Origin of the sequence: Algiphilus aromaticivorans DG1253 (genome assembly GCF_000733765.1) — a bacterium.
Lineage (GTDB): Bacteria > Pseudomonadota > Gammaproteobacteria > Nevskiales > Nevskiaceae > Algiphilus > Algiphilus aromaticivorans.
On record NZ_JPOG01000001.1, the window covers coordinates 1,866,833 to 1,883,714 of the forward strand.

16 protein-coding genes and 1 other RNA gene are annotated in these 16,882 nt (G+C 62.4%); 12 read left to right on the plus strand and 5 right to left on the minus strand.

The features are described from left to right. Window positions 1-4: 4 nt before the first annotated feature. Window positions 5-412: a ferric iron uptake transcriptional regulator gene (gene fur / locus U743_RS08660; RefSeq protein WP_043767331.1), complete on the minus strand. Its 408-nt coding sequence runs from the start codon at window positions 410-412 to the stop codon at window positions 5-7. Window positions 413-450: 38 nt separating this feature from the next. Here fur and U743_RS08665 point away from each other — a divergent pair, with 38 nt between their 5' ends. Continuing rightward, window positions 451-918, plus strand: a complete 468-nt coding sequence (locus U743_RS08665; protein ID WP_052367773.1) for an outer membrane protein assembly factor BamE — start codon at window positions 451-453, stop codon at window positions 916-918. A gap of 14 nt (window positions 919-932) precedes the next feature. On the opposite strand, the gene U743_RS08670 is transcribed toward U743_RS08665, so the two are convergent. After that, window positions 933-1,229, minus strand: coding sequence for an RnfH family protein (locus tag U743_RS08670; RefSeq protein ID WP_043767333.1), 297 nt, complete (start codon window positions 1,227-1,229; stop codon window positions 933-935). After that, window positions 1,226-2,632 (minus strand): sodium-dependent transporter, encoded by a 1,407-nt coding sequence (locus U743_RS08675; RefSeq protein WP_084191448.1) that lies wholly within the window; start codon window positions 2,630-2,632, stop codon window positions 1,226-1,228. Before U743_RS08675 ends, U743_RS08670 begins: the two co-directional genes overlap by 4 nt. Before the next feature lie 87 nt (window positions 2,633-2,719). Between U743_RS08675 and smpB the strand changes: the two genes are divergently transcribed. The 3 genes from smpB (at window position 2,720) to U743_RS08685 (ending at window position 5,023) form a co-directional block, all read left to right on the plus strand. Continuing rightward, a complete protein-coding gene (gene smpB, locus U743_RS08680; protein WP_156966385.1) occupies window positions 2,720-3,199 on the plus strand; it encodes an SsrA-binding protein SmpB in 480 nt (159 codons plus the stop codon). Between the two features lie 93 nt (window positions 3,200-3,292). Next, window positions 3,293-3,659: a transfer-messenger RNA gene (gene ssrA / locus U743_RS18750) on the plus strand. A gap of 164 nt (window positions 3,660-3,823) precedes the next feature. Further along, window positions 3,824-5,023 (plus strand): tyrosine-type recombinase/integrase, encoded by a 1,200-nt coding sequence (locus tag U743_RS08685; protein WP_043767339.1) that lies wholly within the window; start codon window positions 3,824-3,826, stop codon window positions 5,021-5,023. Between the two features lie 35 nt (window positions 5,024-5,058). On the opposite strand, the gene U743_RS19085 is transcribed toward U743_RS08685, so the two are convergent. Then, window positions 5,059-5,475 carry an ImmA/IrrE family metallo-endopeptidase gene (locus U743_RS19085; RefSeq protein WP_043767341.1) on the minus strand — a complete coding sequence of 139 codons (417 nt, stop codon included), beginning with the start codon at window positions 5,473-5,475 and terminating at the stop codon, window positions 5,059-5,061. A 114-nt stretch (window positions 5,476-5,589) separates the two neighbouring features. On the opposite strand from U743_RS19085, the gene U743_RS08695 reads away from it, so the two are divergent. After that, window positions 5,590-6,789, plus strand: coding sequence for an IS256 family transposase (locus tag U743_RS08695; protein WP_043764746.1), 1,200 nt, complete (start codon window positions 5,590-5,592; stop codon window positions 6,787-6,789). A gap of 56 nt (window positions 6,790-6,845) precedes the next feature. On the opposite strand, the gene U743_RS08700 is transcribed toward U743_RS08695, so the two are convergent. After that, window positions 6,846-7,394 (minus strand): hypothetical protein, encoded by a 549-nt coding sequence (locus tag U743_RS08700; RefSeq protein WP_043767343.1) that lies wholly within the window; start codon window positions 7,392-7,394, stop codon window positions 6,846-6,848. Between the two features lie 249 nt (window positions 7,395-7,643). On the opposite strand from U743_RS08700, the gene U743_RS08705 reads away from it, so the two are divergent. From U743_RS08705 to U743_RS08730, 7 genes are all read left to right on the plus strand, one after another. Beyond that, a complete protein-coding gene (locus tag U743_RS08705) occupies window positions 7,644-7,847 on the plus strand; it encodes a helix-turn-helix transcriptional regulator (RefSeq protein ID WP_043767346.1) in 204 nt (67 codons plus the stop codon). Beyond that, complete coding sequence (locus U743_RS08710) at window positions 7,847-9,097, plus strand: hypothetical protein (RefSeq protein WP_043767348.1); 1,251 nt, start codon at window positions 7,847-7,849, stop codon at window positions 9,095-9,097. Before U743_RS08705 ends, U743_RS08710 begins: the two co-directional genes overlap by 1 nt. A gap of 315 nt (window positions 9,098-9,412) precedes the next feature. Next, window positions 9,413-9,664, plus strand: coding sequence for an HGGxSTG domain-containing protein (locus U743_RS19760; protein WP_408607359.1), 252 nt, complete (start codon window positions 9,413-9,415; stop codon window positions 9,662-9,664). A 163-nt stretch (window positions 9,665-9,827) separates the two neighbouring features. Next, window positions 9,828-11,807 (plus strand): type I restriction-modification system subunit M, encoded by a 1,980-nt coding sequence (locus U743_RS08715; RefSeq protein ID WP_043767350.1) that lies wholly within the window; start codon window positions 9,828-9,830, stop codon window positions 11,805-11,807. Further along, the gene (locus U743_RS08720; protein ID WP_043767352.1) at window positions 11,804-13,195 is read left to right on the plus strand and encodes a restriction endonuclease subunit S; all 1,392 of its coding nucleotides are present in this window, start codon (window positions 11,804-11,806) and stop codon (window positions 13,193-13,195) included. The genes U743_RS08715 and U743_RS08720 overlap by 4 nt, the downstream gene beginning before the upstream one ends. Before the next feature lie 97 nt (window positions 13,196-13,292). After that, window positions 13,293-13,556, plus strand: a complete 264-nt coding sequence (locus U743_RS08725; RefSeq protein WP_043767354.1) for an addiction module protein — start codon at window positions 13,293-13,295, stop codon at window positions 13,554-13,556. 98 nt (window positions 13,557-13,654) lie between these two features. After that, entirely contained in the window at window positions 13,655-16,840 is a 3,186-nt protein-coding gene (locus U743_RS08730; protein ID WP_043767356.1) for a type I restriction endonuclease subunit R, read from the plus strand. Window positions 16,841-16,882 lie beyond the last annotated feature (42 nt).

Consider the following 16,882-nt stretch of genomic DNA (forward strand, 5'->3'; position numbering starts at 1 on the left):
CGGGCTACTTCTCGGACTTCGGCCGGACGTAAAGAACGAGGCTGTGGTCCTCGATCTCGTAGCCGTGCTCGGCTGCGATCTCCTTCTGCAGACGTTCGATCTCGGCGCTGTAGAACTCGATGACCTGCCCGGACTTCACGCAGACCATGTGGTCGTGGTGCTTGTCCGGCGCCAGTTCGAAGACCGCGCGACCGTCGGAGAAATGATGCCGCTCCACCAAGCCCGCCGACTCGAACTGGGTCAGCACGCGGTAGACGGTGGCCAAGCCGATATCTTCTCCGGTATCGAGCAGCAACTTGTAGACATCCTCCGCGGAGAGATGTCGCGTGTCACTGCCTTCCAGGATCTGAAGGATTTTTAGCCGCGGCAGCGTGACCTTAAGGCCCGCGTTCCGAAGGTCTTGCGATTCCATTGGCGCAAGATACCAGTGTTTTATCTTAAGATGCAGGGATGAAGCTGATCCGCACCCTCCTGCGCTCCACCGTCTGCGCCATCCTCGTCGCCGGCATCTCGGCCTGCGGCATTGTCTACAAGCTTCCCACGCGACAGGGCAATGTCCTGGAGCAGGAAAAGCTGGACCGCGTCGAGGTCGGCATGAGCCGTAGCCAGATCCGTTTCCTACTTGGAACGCCGCTCGCCGCCAGCCCCTTCACCGAAGATCGCTGGGACTATCTCGGCTTCTACCGCAGCCCGCGCGGCCAGACCGCGAAGCGCGTCGTGAGCCTCTACTTCGACGGCGACCAACTCGCGCGCGCCGAGGGCTTGAAGCCCGCGAGCGAGCGCGCCGCAGAGGCCGCGAACCCCGAAGCGGTGCGCGAAGACACTGAAGCCTTTGGCAGCGGCCCGCTGCCCGAGCGCGACACCGGCGCCCCTGACGACATCATCAGTCCTCCGGACGACCCCTCTCCGGGGCCCTGACAGGCGTCCGGCGGTCAGGCGCCGGCACGCCCCTTGGCCGCACGCTCGCGCCGCGCCTGCTTGGGATCGGCCTTGAGCGGCCGATAGATCTCAATGCGGTCACCGTCGCGCACCGGGTCTTCCAATGCGCAGAGCTTGCCGAATACCCCCACGCGCATCTGCTGCAAGTCGATATCGGGATGCTTGTCAAGCATCCCGGATGCGCGGATGGCCGCTTCCACCGTCGCGCCGGATTCGACGTCGGCGGCGAGCAGGTACTGCTCCTGCGGATAGGCAAAGGCCACTTGGATGTGCAGCAACTTTCCGGTCAATTCGGACTCCAGAAACGAATAAGCAGGTCGACGAGGCCGAGACCGTAGAGCATCGCCGCGATGACCGCCACGCGCGTGGGATAGACCAGCATGAAACGCACGAAGTTGGCGCGCCGTCCAACGCGCTGCGGGTCGCCTGGACCCTCGCGTCCACGCAGCGCAGCATCAAGTTCCGCGCGAGTCCAGACACGGCCCACGTAGATCAATAGCAGCAATATCGCCAAAGGCGCGCCCAGCCGCAACGCAAAGATCTGCAACCAGCCGAAGACGCTGCGCCCACCCAGCTCTCCCAAGGCCGTGCTGCCGAAGGTCAGAACCGTGAGCAATCCCATGAACCAGATGGCAAAACCTACCGCGGTAACGGCGTAGACCCGCGTGCAACGCTTGCGCGCCATCAGGAACTGCACAAGCGGCTCCATCAGCGCGATGATGGATGCCACCGCCAGCGCCACGACGACCAGATAGATGGCGGCCGGCACCACGCGCCATCCCTGCTCTGCGGCCACGACCACAGGCGCCACGAAAAGCGCCGGCATCTGCCCCTGCAGACGCTGAGGCGCATCGGCGAGCAAGCCCATGACCAGACTTCCCCCCACCACGGCGAGCAGCGTGCTGAGCGCCAGCACCGCCGCCGCGCTGCGCAACAACCGCGCGCGCTCCGGAAGATAGCCGGCATATGCGGCCATCATGCCCAAACCGAGTCCGGCCGAGAACAGCGCTTGACGCAACGCTTCGAGAATGCCGCGCCAGCCAAGAGCGGACCAATTCCAGCCGGCCCAGGGTTGCAGGGCAGCCGCCCAATCGCCACGACGCGCCACAGCCAGCGCCAATAGGGCCAGCAGCAGCAACACACCCCACAGCAGACCTCTTGCGGTCGTCTCGATGCCACCACGGATACCGCGTGCCGCGATCACGCCGCAGGCGACCACCATGATGGTGAACCAGGCAAGCGTGCGCTCGGCATCCTGCGCCACGGCGAGGAAGAGCACCGAAGGATTCTCGGGGTCGGCACCAGCCAGCGCACCGCTGGACGCACGCAGCAGAAAGGCGACATTCCAGCCCGCGATAACCGCGTAGTAGCTTGCCACCACCAAGGGCGCCAATAGCATGAGCGCCGCGATCAGCATCCATATGCGGGAAGCACCGCGCGCGCTGATATCAGCGTGCAAGGCACCGGCCAGATCCTGGCGCATAACGCGACCAAACAGCCATTCGGTCGTCAACAGCGGCCAAGCGACCAGAAGCAGGAAGCCGATATAGACGCACAGGAAGGCGCCACCGCCGTACTCCATCGCGAGCTGTGGAAGTCGCAGCAGCACCCCCGCCCCGACGAGCGCGAGTACCGATGCCACCATGAAGCCGCTTCCGCGGTGCCAATAACCTCCCGGGCTCGATGGCACCATCAGCGCGCTTCCCGGCTGGACAAGCCCACTGTCCGTGAATTCTTGCAGCGTCGGGGCTGTGACATAGGTCTCCTTATAATGGGGCTTATGGCCGACGCATCGCCCAAGCAATCCGCCCCGCGCGTCATCGCGGTAAACCGTCGCGCCCGCTTCGAATACTTTATCGAAGATCGCTTCGAGGCTGGCCTCGCGCTCGAAGGCTGGGAGGTCAAAGCGCTGCGCGCCGGGCGCGCGCAGATTACGGAAGCCTACGTCACCATCCGCAACGGCGAGGCCTTCCTGCTCGGTGGCCATATCACCCCGCTGCAGTCCGCCTCCACGCACATCAAGCCCGACCCGCGTCGCACACGCAAGCTGCTGTTGCACGGCAAGGAACTGGCGCGCCTGATCGGCAAGGTCGAGCGCGCCGGCTACACGCTGGTGCCGCTCGACCTGCACTGGACGCGCGGCCGCGCCAAGCTCGATATCGGCCTGGCGAAAGGCAAGAAGCAGCACGACAAGCGCGCGGATGTGAAGGAGCGGGACTGGCAACGCCAGAAATCCCGCATTCTCAAGTCTTCAACCTAAGCGGCTCAGCAACGCTTTTCGCCTACCACCACCGGCGCCGCCTCATCGGGCTCTATGGAACCAAGAGCGCGCGTGCTAGTCTTAACATTACCTGGGGGCGATCTGGGTTCGACGGTGATCGTGAAGCCCAAGGTGCATGCCGAGGTGTCACCTCCCTCGTAAAACCTGTGGCAACCAAGCTTAGTTGCGAACGACGACAACTACGCCCTCGCCGCCTAAAACCCGGTGAGCACTCCATCCACTGGCGCCGGTTCTGGTGGAAACGGGGTGTCGACTACAACCGGCTCGCGATGACGGCCCGCTCCGGCCAATCCATCGTTAAATCCAAACGGAGATAAGCGTCTGCCTAGTCCCCAGCCCGGAGGATTCGTAGGCGTCGAAAACCTAAATCCGGACTAAGCATGTAGAGCCGAGGGTGGAGCATCATCGGACGCGGGTTCAATTCCCGCCGCCTCCACCAGTTTCTGGTTTGAAGAAGTCCAGAGAAGCACATAAGCCCGCGTAAATGCGGGCTTTTTTGTGCGCGCGAGGGCCTGTTAGGTCCGAGGAAGTCCGGGGGCATGCCCCCAAAAGTGGGGGCATAATTGGGGGCATAGAGCACCCCTCCGGAGGCTATGCCCCCAAATGACCCGCCAGACCAACACGCTTTCAGCAGTCGCCGTCCGCAATGCCCAGTCCTCTGGGCAGATAAGCCGCCTTTACGACGGCGGCGGGATGTATCTCGAAGTGGCCCCAAGCGGCAGCAAGATCTGGCGCTTGAAGTACCGGCGCCTTGGCAAGGAGAAGCGCTATACGATCGGCGCCTACCCGACCATCTCGCTGGCCGAGGCACGCAAGCGGCGGGATGAGGCAAAAAGGATGCTCGCCGACGGCCTCGATCCCAGCGGCGAGAAACGTCTTAACGCCATACGAGAGCGCACTGCCGGGGAGAACACCTTCGAGATGGTCGCCCGCGAATGGCTCGAGCGCGTCTACAGCTCGCAGGTCTCCGATAGCCATTTCGTTCGCAATCGCAGACGGCTTGAGCTGTACACCTTTCCGTACATCGGGAAGCAACCGGTGTCGCAGATCTCACCACCCGAAATCCTGGACTGCCTGCGCAAGATCGAAGCCCGCGGCCACGTACCGACCGCTGATAGGGTCAAGACGCTATGCGGCCAAGTGTTTCGATATGCCGTGGCCACCGGACGTACAGAGCGCGATATCACCGCCGACCTCCGCGGCGCACTGCGCACGCACCGCGCCAAGCACCACGCGGCCATCATCGAGCCCGATGAACTCGCGGAGCTAGTCGGCGCCATCGAAAGCTATCGCGGACAGCCAACCACTCGGGCGGCCCTGCTGATGAATCTGCACGTTTTTGTGCGGCCCGGGGAACTGCGCAAGGCGCGCTGGCAGGACATCGACCTGGATTGCGGGACTTGGAGCTTCGTGGCCAGCAAGACCGCCACCCCACACATCGTGCCCCTCTCAAAGCAGGTGCTGGCCATCCTCAAGGAGATGCACCAGCTGAACGGCCGCTCGGAGTACGTCTTCCCGAGCACGCGCTCACGCAAGCGACCAATGTCCGACGCGACCCTCACTGCCGCTCTCAAAACGCTGGGCTATGCCGAGCGAATGAGCGCGCATGGCGCTCGGGCAACTGCGCGAACCCTGCTCAACGAGAAGCTGGGCTATCGACGCGAGCTGCTTGAACTCCAACTGGCACATGCAGTGAAAGACAGCAATGGTCGTGCCTATAACCGCACCACCTTCATCGACGAGCGGCGCGAGATGATGCAGCGCTGGTCCGACTATCTCGACGGCATCACTGCCTCCGCCTAAGCGCGCCGCCACCCCAGCCTAGGCGCATTCCGGCGTCAGGCTGACACTCGCGCACCGCCCTTCTTAGCGGCTTGCGCTGCCTTGCGAATCGCTTCATCGAGCGTGGTTCCTTCTAAAAGCTGTACCGCGTTGTGGATAGCGTAAAAATCCACGTGGGAGCAGTCACAACGGTGGATCAGAGAGTGAAGGTACTCCGCTGAGCGCGTTATCACTTCGCTTCGGTTGCAGAGCAGGAACGCCACCGCCTCGGCCTCCATCTCAGCGATTTCTGTTCTGACGCGGCGTCGATCTGGCCAATAGCCCTTCGGATCCGCACCCACGTGCCCACAGAGCACGTGACCTAGTTCGTGACACAGGGTTGCGAAGGCTGTCGCTTCGTCATGGCTCGCATTCAGGCGAACGCGCCAGCGCATACCGAATGCATCAGCCTGGGAGCTTGGCAAAACGGTCATGCCGCTCGCCGTGCCCGGTCGTGTCCCACGACGTGGTGTAAGTGATTGGGTGTCACCGGTGGCAACTGGTTTAGGTTTGGATTGCGACGACCAACCTTCACCGAGGAACCACCGATGACCGATGAGATGATGAACCTGCGAGCGCTGCTGGAGAAGAGCCCGGACGCTGATTTGCTGCGTGAGATGATTGGTTTTGCCAGTCAGCGCCTGATGGAGCTGGAGATTGGCGCCCGCACGGGTGCGGGTTACGGCGAGAAGAGCGCCGAGCGTCTGGTGCAGCGCAATGGCTACCGCGAGCGTGACTGGCAGACGCGGGCCGGGACCGTGGAGCTGCGCATTCCCAAGCTGCGCAAGGGCAGCTACTTCCCGGGCTTTCTGGAGCCCCGACGGATGTCGGAGAAGGCACTGACGGCGGTGATTCAGGAGGCCTACATCCAGGGGATCTCGACCCGCTCGGTCGATGATCTGGTGCAGGCCATGGGCGGCACCGGCGTCTCGAAGAGCCAGGTCTCGCGGCTGTGCGAGGAGATCGACGAGCGCGTCCACGCGTTTCTGGAGCGACCGATCGAGGGGGACTGGCCCTACCTGTGGATCGATGCCACCTACGTCAAAGTCCGACAAGCCGGCCGGATCATCTCGGTGGCGGTGATTGTCGCGGTCGGCGTCAACGACGATGGCCGCCGCGAGGTGCTTGGCATGGATATCGGCCCGTCGGAGGCCGAGACCTTCTGGAAGGACTTTCTGCGCAAGCTCGCGCGGCGAGGACTGCGGGGCGTCAAGCTGGTGATCTCCGATAGCCACGAAGGCATCAAGGCGGCTGTCTCCAAGGTCTTCACCGCCACCTGGCAGCGCTGCCGTGTCCATTTCATGCGCAACGCTCTGGCACATGCCGGCAAGAGTGGCCGGCGCGTGGTCTCCGCCTTCATCGCCACCGCCTTCGCCCAGAATGACGCCGAGGCAGCGCGCCAGCAGTGGCGCCACGTCGCCGACCAACTCCGCAGCAGCGTGCCCAAGCTCGCCACGCTCATGGACGACGCCGAAACCGACGTACTGGCCTACATGGACTTCCCCGCCGCCCACCGCGTGAAGCTGCACAGCACCAACCCGCTGGAACGTCTCAACGGCGAGATCAAGCGACGCACCGAGGTTGTCGGCATCTTCCCCAACGAAGCGGCAATCCGGCGCCTCGTCGGCGCCATCCTCCTGGAACAGAACGACGAGTGGGCCGTGCAACGTGCCCGCTACATGACCCGGGAAACCATCACCGAGGTCATCCATCCACCCGCCATGCAACTGCCGGCTGTGGCAGCCTAAGCAACGCAGCCAGCCGAACCGGTAGCCACCGTCATACCCAAGGAGCTACACCACGGCTAGGGACACGACCCCGTGCCCGCCAGCCGATGCCCATAACTTTCGGTGAACTCGATCTGTATGCCGAGCACTTTCGCGCGCATGAGGAGCCGCTGCCAATCCGTGCGGCTCGGCGCACCTTTCGCCAGCAGGCTCTCCAACTGAGCCTCTTTCACCGGCGGACCGACTGTATCCGTGAGTTCGTACAGCACTTCGAAAGGGCCATGCGGATACAAGATCAGGATCGGCACGCCGTCGGGCCTTATCTCGCGCCCCAGCTCCTTCCAGCGCTTGCGCTTCGCGACAAGCGAATGCCCTGGTCGCTGCATCTCGACCATGACGGCGTTGAAGAGCGCCAGTGGGCGCAAACAGCCGACCAGAGACTGAAAACTCTGCTGCACGGCTGATACGCCACGCGTCCGCGCCGCGTTGCGAAACAGCTCGTTCACGGATTCGCGAGTCTGCTCGATGGTGTCGGCACGTGCCGCCTTGACCTCGCCGAGCACACTCGGCGAAGGGGCCGAACGAAAGATATCGCGCTTGTCGAGCTGCCAGTTCTGTAGCGACACCCCCCCCTCCCCCTTACTACTCAGCCGCTACTCGAACTCTGCCAGCTTCCCTTGCCAGCCGGTAGCGGAAAGGCGGTCGAGGCCGGATTCGGCGGCGGCGGCGCAACTCACCGAAACCCCCTGAAAAGCCCGCCACGATGGACGCTCCGATGGGGCTGTCACGCGCTGTGGGCCATGTTCCAAATCGGTCCCACCATAGGTATCGCCGTCCGAGAACGACGGTAGTTCAACCAACCAAAGGAACAGCCCATGAACGGCGATCACGACAGCATTCTCCGCCTCCCCGACGTACTTGAGCAGACCGGCCTGAGCCGCTCGATGCTCTACCAGCTCATGGCCGAGGAGCGTTTCCCTCGGGCAGTCCGCCTCGCCCAGCGCGCAGTCGGGTGGCGGCAATCCGACATCTCTGCCTGGATCGCATCCCGAGTCCCGGCGACGACGGAGGCCGAGTAATGAGCAACCAGCAGAAGAACGCTGGCCATCAGTACTACACGGCTTCGCTGACCACTGTCCACGCTATCGCGGCGCATTACCGGCAAGATCCCAAGCGTGCGCTCTCCGCAGTCGGCGGATATCTCGCTCTGTGCGCCAGCAAGCAGAAGACACGGAACGAGCTGACTACTGGCGGCGGGCAGGCTATCGCGAAAACCCTTGGTAGATCTCGCCGATTGGCTGGGAAGGTTCTCGATGACCTCCGGCAAGTCAGAGTCGATGGCCCCGATGGGAAGTCAGCAGCCGTCGTTGCCACAGCCGATTGGAACGCAACGTGTTCGAGCGACATGAGCCTACCGGAGCGTATAGGTGTCATGCAGACGCTTGTTCTCCCCTGGCACGGGGACCCTGTCAGCTATTCGCCGAAGTTTCTCCAAGGATTTGACCCGGCACACCCGCCCGAGAAACGACCGCTGAGGAAGATTCTGGCGGCAGATGCACCGGATGATCGCTGCCTAGAGGCACTCCTCCTCTTCCTTGAACTGAATCAAAATCTGGCACTCGACATGCACGGTGGTGTTGATGGATCCGTTCTAAACCGGCGCTGGCAGCCAGGCCTCTCCTGGGCCATTCACGAATCGATTGAGCGGCAGATAGGCGACTTCCATTTCAGCTGGGTCCAGCCGGAGCGAGACGACAACGGGACTCAAGCCATTCATGCCAACGCGGACCTCGTGCTGCGCACCGTTGGCAGCGGTGGGCCAGACGGCATCGAGCGCGTCCGGGAAGCAGTTGACCTTCTAATGGCTTTGGGTTTGCTGCACGAACGCGTCGTGATATTCGACTTACCCCCGGAACATCACCCGGCGACGGAGATGGCCTACGTCGCGTTGTACCTAAGCAACAAGGAACGCCGCCGCATGGAGCAACTTGAACAGGGCGCAATATGCAAGCTCGCGCTGAATGCCTGGCGTCGCGCAGACCATGAGGCGGACGCTATGGTTGAAGGCAATCCGAACATCCAGTACGTAGAAGACTCCTTCGACCTACCCACGGGAAAGATGCCTTTCGCGGCGGTCAATCATGGGCGCCCACCGGTAGTCCGATCTATCTTCATGTGCGACCCCGAGCCGCTGACACTGGACAATCAGGCCGGTTTTGCTTGGATGAGTGAACAAAACAAGCGGTGGGCAAGGCGCCTCCAAGAAGCCTTCCGCGGCCCCAAGTCTGATAGAGACGGCGAATGGTGGGAAAAGAGGCTCGCTTCATGAGGAATGATCCAATAGATCAGCACCTTACGGGTGCTCCGTGCACTTCTAGGCGCTTCCATCTTCTCCCATGCAGTTCCACTTTCTATGTTCTTCAAGGCTTTGCCAAACGCTTCCAAGTAACGCCAGAACAACAGGAGCACGCGCATCACGATCAGCCTGCGGCTGCGGTGCGCCAAGACATCTCGACGGCGAGCAAGAATCTGTGCGCAGTCGAGGTGAGCAGTGCGAACGGCCATCGCGCGCGTGCACGTCATGGGGTTCGGAGTGTCTCGCACAACGCCTCACCATCCGTTCATGCAGCCAGGGGGGCTCGATATGATAAGTGAGCTGGTCTTTACGGCCGCAGGCCTGTACGTCGGACCCTCAGGAAAGCAGCCATGCCGCGCCTTTGCCCGTAACACCGGGCAACCGTGCCGCATGACAGCGTTGGCCAACGGCCGATGCAAGCTGCATGGCGGCCTGTCCACAGGGCCAAGGACGCCAGCAGGCAAGGCCCGGAGCCGTGCGAACCTGCGCCAATTCAACTCCGGCATCAATAAAGCGCCACGCTCACGTCCCCATCCGTGACGGCTCCTGCACTACTCACGGAGCCCTCACTGATTCATCGGTCCTGCATGGAGGACTCCGGGATGGCTCATGCAGGACTCCATGAGGAACGTGTGAGCAGATGCTCGATTGCCGGCCACTGCATTAGGATGCAGCCACATAGGGGACAACTCGCGGAGCACGCGTGAACACCGAAAACCACTCGCAGATGGCGGCCTTCATCTGGTCCGTCGCGGATCTGCTGCGCGGAGACTTCAAGCAGAGCCAGTACGGGCGGATCATCCTGCCCTTCACACTGCTACGGCGGCTTGAGTGCGTGTTGGCGCCCACCAAGGACAAGGTGCTGGCTGCGGCGAAGGAGCACACCGACAAGCCGGACGCGGTGCGTGAACAGCTGCTGCTGCGCGCCTCCGGACAGCAGTTCTTCAACGCTTCGGAGCTGACGCTGGGCACGCTGTCCGACGCGCAGACGGCCGACGACCTCATGAGCTACGTGCAGGCGTTCAGCGCTGATGCGCGCGAGATCTTTGAGCACTTCCACTTCGAGGACTTCGTCCAGCAGCTGTCGGCCAACAACCTGCTCTACCAAGTCGTGCAGCGCTTCGCCGGCTTCGACCTGAGCCCGCAACGCATCAGCAACTTCGGCATGGGCAGCATCTTCGAGGAGCTGATCCGCAAGTTCGCCGAAAGCTCGAATGAAACTGCCGGCGAGCACTTCACCCCGCGCGATGTCGTGCACCTGACAACCTCGCTGGTGCTGACCGGCGAGGAAGAGCGGCTGCGACCCAACAGCATCTTCACCATCTATGATGCAGCGGCAGGCACCGGCGGCTTTCTCAGCGAGGCCGACGAGTACATCGCCCAGGTCAGCGAGCAGGTCACGACCTCACTCTTCGGCCAGGAGCTGAACCCGGAGTCCTACGCCATCTGCAAGGCGGACATGCTCATCAAGGGCAAGGAAGTCGCCAACATCAAGCTCGGCAACACGCTGAGCGACGACCAGCTGGCCGCCGACCGCTTCGACTTCATGCTGGCCAATCCGCCCTTCGGCGTCGAGTGGAAGAAGGTCCAGAAGCAGGTCACTGACGAGCACAAGCTCCGCGGCTTCGACGGCCGCTTCGGGCCCGGCCTGCCGCGCGTGTCGGACGGCTCCCTGCTCTTCCTGCTGCACCTGGTCAGCAAGATGCGGGACCCGCGCGATGGCGGCTCGCGCATCGGCATTATCCTGAACGGCTCGCCGCTGTTCACAGGCGGCGCCGGCAGCGGCGAGTCGGAGATCCGGCGCTTCCTGCTGCAACGCGACATGGTCGAGGCCATCGTCGCGCTGCCGACGGACATGTTCTACAACACCGGCATCGCGACCTACGTCTGGATCCTGTCCAACGAGAAGCCGGCCGAGCGCCGCGGCAAAGTGCAGCTCATCAACGCCACCGAGCGCTACAGCAAGATGCGCAAGTCGCTCGGCTCCAAGCGCCAGTACATCGACGACGCCAGCCAGGAAGCCATCGTGCGGGCCTACGGGCGCTTCGAGGAGAGCGATGAGAGCAAGATCTTCCCGGTGGAGGCCTTCGGCTACCGCCGCATCACGGTCGAGCGCCCGCTACGCCTGAACTTCCAGGCCAGCGAGGAACGGTTAGCGCGCCTTGCTGAGGAAAAGGCGCTACAGAAGCTGGACGACGAGCGCCTAGACGCCATAAGGCGCGCCTGTGGCCGCCTGAACGCGGATTACCGCTACACCAACCGCGAGACCTTCCTTGGCGATCTCAAGGCTACCCTGAACGCCGAGAAGCTGAGACTGGCCGCACCGCAGCTCAAGGCCGTGGTCAGCGCCCTCAGCGAGCGCGATCCGGAGGCCGACATCTGCAAGGACGCCAAGGGCAACCCCGAGCCCGACAGTAGCCTGCGCGACAACGAGAATGTGCCGCTCGGCGAGTCCATTTTTGACTACTTCGAACGCGAGGTCCGCCCCCATGTGCCGGACGCCTGGATCGACGAGTCCAAGCGCGACGAACAGGACGGCGAGATCGGCATCGTCGGCTTCGAGATCCCCTTCAACCGCCACTTCTACGTCTTCAAGCCGCCGCGGCCACTGGAAGAGATCGACGCCGACCTCAAGGCCTGCACGGATCGGATCGAGGGGATGATTGAGGAATTATCGGCGTGAGTTTCCCTCAGTATCAGACGTACCGCGATTCAGAGTCCGAATGGCTCGGCCTTATTCCGAGTCATTGGACGATAAAGAGGTTTCGCCACATATTCGCAGAAAGCAAGGAAAAGATAACTGATCGGGCTGTAGGGCCAATGCTTTCCGTATCAGGGTATCGCGGCATTGAGATCAAGGAATACGATGATGAGAACCGCCGCCGGACCGATGAGGAACTAGAGAACTACCGCATCGTGAGGCCTGGCCAGCTAGTCGTGAACACTATGTGGATGAATTACGCTGGGCTTGGTGTCTCTGCCCTTGAAGGGCATGTCAGCCCCGCGTATAGGTGTTACTGGATATCAAACGAGATTGAGGAGAACTACGCGCACCACTTGATGAGGAGTTCGATTTATGTCGAGGGGTATAAGAAATTTCTAACCGGAATACGACCCAACTCCTTACAGATGGGGACAGACGACCTTCGCGCTTTGCCGATCTTATTGCCACCACGCGAAGAGCAAAAATACATAAGTCGCTTCCTCGACCACGAAACCGCCAAGATCGACGCGCTGGTGGAGGAACAGAAGCGCCTGATCGCGCTGCTCAAGGAAAAGCGCCAGGCCGTCATCTCCCACGCCGTCACCAAGGGCCTGGACCCGAAGGTGCCGATGAAGGATTCGGAGGTGGAGTGGATAGGCCAAGTGCCGGCACACTGGCTCATAGGCCCGCTTCGATGGTACGCCGCGATACAGGGCGGCATAGCAAAGGGGAAGGAATACAGCAGCAGAGACAACCTTGTCAGCCTTCCTTACCTGCGTGTTGCTAACGTCCAGAATGGATACGTCGACCTTGCAGAAGTAGCAGAAATCTCGGTACTACCTGAGGAAGCGCAGCGGTACGCGCTTAGAGATGGCGATGTCTTGATGAATGAGGGTGGAGATAACGACAAGCTCGGGCGGGGAGCCGTCTGGCGAGCCCAAATTGAGCCTTGCCTCCATCAGAATCATGTATTTGCAATTAGACCCAATTACCACCTTTCGGCGGACTGGCTCTCGTGGTTTACGTCCTCCGACCAAGCTCGTAGCTACTTCTACTTGTACTCGAAGCAGAGCACGAACCTAGCGTCCATCTCCTCGAGCAACATCATGAGTTGCCCTCTACCGCTTCCGCCACCGCCCGAACAGGCAGAAATAATTCGTTACATCGAGGAATCCGTTAACCAGTTGGACGCTTTGATGGATGAGGTTCAAGCAACTACGAACTTGCTTAACGAGCGTCGCGCCGCCCTCATCTCCGCCGCCGTCACGGGCAAGATCGACGTCCGCAACTGGCAGCCAAGCGACAGTTCAGCTGACATCGAACAGGCGCTCCCCATGGCCGCGGAAGAACCCGCCAGCTACGGGTAGGCTGAGCGGCGGTCACAGGCCGAGGCATTCCCAGCAATCGCGCCAGCAGCCGACCCGGTAGTAGACTCCCAATAAAGCAAATTTCAGGCAGCCAAGCATGGCCCGTTCGCTGCAAGACATCGAGCGCGACATCCAGGCGCTAGAGCCAACTGACCAGCAGCAACTGCTCCGGGACCTCATCGCGGACATGGATGAGGGCGAGGATGCCGACTCCATCGAGCGCGCCTGGCGTGCGGAAGCCCAGCGGCGCCTGAGTGAGCTGCGCAGCGGTTCCGTGACGCCTGTGCCAGCCGAGAAGGTCTTCGCGAAGGCCCGCGCGCGGCTGGGTGGTGCGGGTTGCGCGCCACTCGCTCTTGGATAGAGACGACATCCGAACAGCCGCCGCCACACATCAGAAGCGACGTTCGGGCTACTGGCGACAACGCAGACGCTGAGCGCCGACAGGGGGAGACGGGGAGCATGGCGGACAGCCGAGAGACGCAATTCCAGCAGGACATCATCGCCGCCATGACGGCCGGCGGGGAATGGATGAGAGGCCCGGCATCGGGCTATGACCGCACCAATGCCTTGTATACCGAGGATCTGCTCGCCTTCTTCCGCGAGGCCTATCCAGAGCGCTGGGACAAGCTCTGCAAGAACAATCCGCAGGATCCGGACAGCGCGCTGGTTCGGGCGGTTGTGCGTGGGCTAGAGAAGCAGGGCACCCTGGAAGTTCTGCGCCACGGCGTGAAGGTGCCGGGTGTAGCGATCGCTACCTGCGCCTTCAAGCCAGACCACGGCATGAACCCGGATGCCGCCGCACGCTATGCCGCCAACCGCCTGCGCGTGGTGCCGGAAGTCTCCTATTCGCCGCATGCGCGCGAGGGCGAGTACAACCCGCGGCTGGATCTCGTGCTTTTCGTCAACGGCATCCCCGTGGCCACGCTAGAGCTGAAAAGTCAGTTCAAGCAGAGCGTTGACCAGGCCAAGCGGCAGTATCGCAACGACCGACCGCCGAAGGATCCGACCACCCGCAAGCCTGAGCCACTCCTGACATTCAAGCGCGGCGCGCTGGTGCACTTTGCCGTCAGCCAGGACGAGGTGGCAATGACCACCAAGCTGGCGGGCACAGACACGGTCTTCCTGCCCTTCAACCAGGGCACGGCCGAGGGCGGCGCAGGCAACCCGCAGGCGCCGGACGATATGCACTACGCCACGGCCTACCTGTGGGAGCGCGTCTTCCAGCGCGATGCCTGGATGCGCATCCTTGCCCGTTTCCTGCACTTGCAGCAGGAGACCAAGGAACACTTCGACGGCACGCGCACCACGAAGGAGACGCTGATCTTCCCGCGCTATCACCAGTGGGAAGTGGTCAACCGGCTGATGGACGCCACGCGCACCGAAGGCGTGGGGAAACGGTATCTGGTGCAGCACAGCGCCGGCTCCGGCAAATCCAACTCCATCGCCTGGATGGCGCACCAGCTCAGCGGGCTCTACGGCGACGACGGCAAGCAGCTGTTCAACTCCGTCATCGTTGTCACCGACCGCACCGTGCTCGACGACCAGCTTCAAAGGACGATCTACCAGTTCGAGCATGCACATGGGGTTGTGCGGCCGATCACGCGCGACGTGGGCTCGCAGAGCAAGTCCGAGCAGCTGGCCGAGGCGCTGGTCGCTGGCACGCGCATCATCATCGTCACCATCCAGACCTTCCCCGCCCTCTTCGAGGCGTTGGACAGGCGGCCGCAGCTGGCCGAGGGGCGCTACGCCGTCATCGCCGACGAGGCACATTCGTCGCAGACCGGCAGCTCGGCCGCCAAGCTCAAGGCCATCCTTGGCACGGAGGCGGACGACGACAACGAAGAGATCAACGCGGAAGACATGATGGATGCCGCCGTGGCGGCCCGAACGCCGACCGATCGCATCAGCTACTTCGCCTTCACTGCCACACCCAAGGCCAAGACCCTGGAACTATTCGGCCGGCCACCGGATTCGACGCAACCACCCGGCAACGACAACACGCCCGAGCCCTTCCACCTTTACTCCATGCGTCAGGCCATCGAGGAGGGCTTCATCCTCGACGTGCTCGAAAACTATGTGACCTACGCGACCGCGTGGAAGCTGTCGCACCCCGACGGGGACGAGAAGGAAGTCGACACGCGCAAGGGCTCGACCAAGCTGGCGCGCTGGGTGCGCCTGCACCCCCACAACATCAGCCAGCGTGTGCAGGTCATCGTCGAGCACTTCCGCGAGAACGTCCGTCACCTGCTCAACGGCCAGGCAAAAGCCATGGTCGTCACCGGCAGTCGGCAGGAGGCCGTGCGCTATACGCTGGCCATGCGCAAGTACATCGAAGAGAAGGGCTATGCCGATGTGCACCCGCTGGTCGCCTTCTCCGGCACCGTACCGCCGGATGAGGAAATTCCGGAGGAGGTCGCGGAGAACAGCAGCCGACTGAACCCGGGGCTCAAGGGCCGCGACCTGGCCGAGGCATTCGACACCGACGAATACAACGTCATGATCGCGGCCAACAAGTTCCAGACCGGGTTCGACCAGCCGAAGCTCTGCGCGATGTACGTCGACAAGAAGCTCCAAGGGGTTGATTGCGTACAGACGCTCTCCCGACTCAACCGGACCTTCCCCGGCAAGCAGACTTTCGTCCTCGATCTCCACAACGAGCCGCAGGAAATCCTCGAAGCTTTCCGCCTCTACTACAACAAGGCAGAGTTGGCGGACGTCTCCGACGCCAACGTGGTCTACGACCTGCAACAGTCGCTCGATGCCCAGGGCATCTACCACTGGGACGAGGTTGAGGCGTTCGCTCGCGCCTTCTTCGACCCCAAGGGCGCGGCCAGCAAACTGAGCTACTACTGCAAGCCGGCGCACGAACGCTATACGACGCGCTACAAGGAAGCAGTCGCCGAGATTCAGGCGCTGGAAGCAAAGAAGCGGGAAGCCGAGCGTACCGGCGACCAGGCGGGCGCCAAGCGCTTCACGCAGGAGTTGGAGGAAGCAGGCAAGGCCCGCGACACGCTGGACCTCTTCAAGAAGAACCTCGCCAGCTTCGTCCGTACCTACGAGTTCCTGTCGCAGATCATCAGTTACGAGGACCGCGAGCTGGAACAGCTATGCGTCTTCGCCAAGCACCTGCATCCGCTGCTGCGCACGCAAGCGCCCGAAGGCGAGGAGATCGACCTCTCCGAGCTGCAACTGACCCACTACCGGCTGACCAAGCGCGCGGAGCACCAGCTCCAACTTGCCGAGGAACAGGGCGAGTACGGCCTGAAACCGGTCAGCGATGTCGGCTCCGGTAAGCCCTACGATCCGGAAAAGAAGCGGCTATCCGAGATCATCGAGAAGCTCAACGAGCTGTTTGGGGCAGAGGTCAGCGACGCTGACAAGCTGCAATACGCGAACGGCATCGCCGACCGCATCGAGCGCGACGAGGCGGTAATGGCGCAGGTGAAGAGCCATTCGCCGCAGCAGGTCATGCACGGCCTGTTCCCGAAGCGGGTGACCGACACGGTGCTCGATGCCATGCAGGACCACCAGAAACTATCGATGGAGGTCTTGGAGAACAACGTCACGGAGAAGGAATTCCAGTGGCTGATCCTTCGACTGTTGGCTGACCGCATCTCCGGCAGTCAGCCCGGGAGCCAGCCCTGATGGCCATACCGGACTTCCAAACCCTGATGCGGCCCGTGCTCG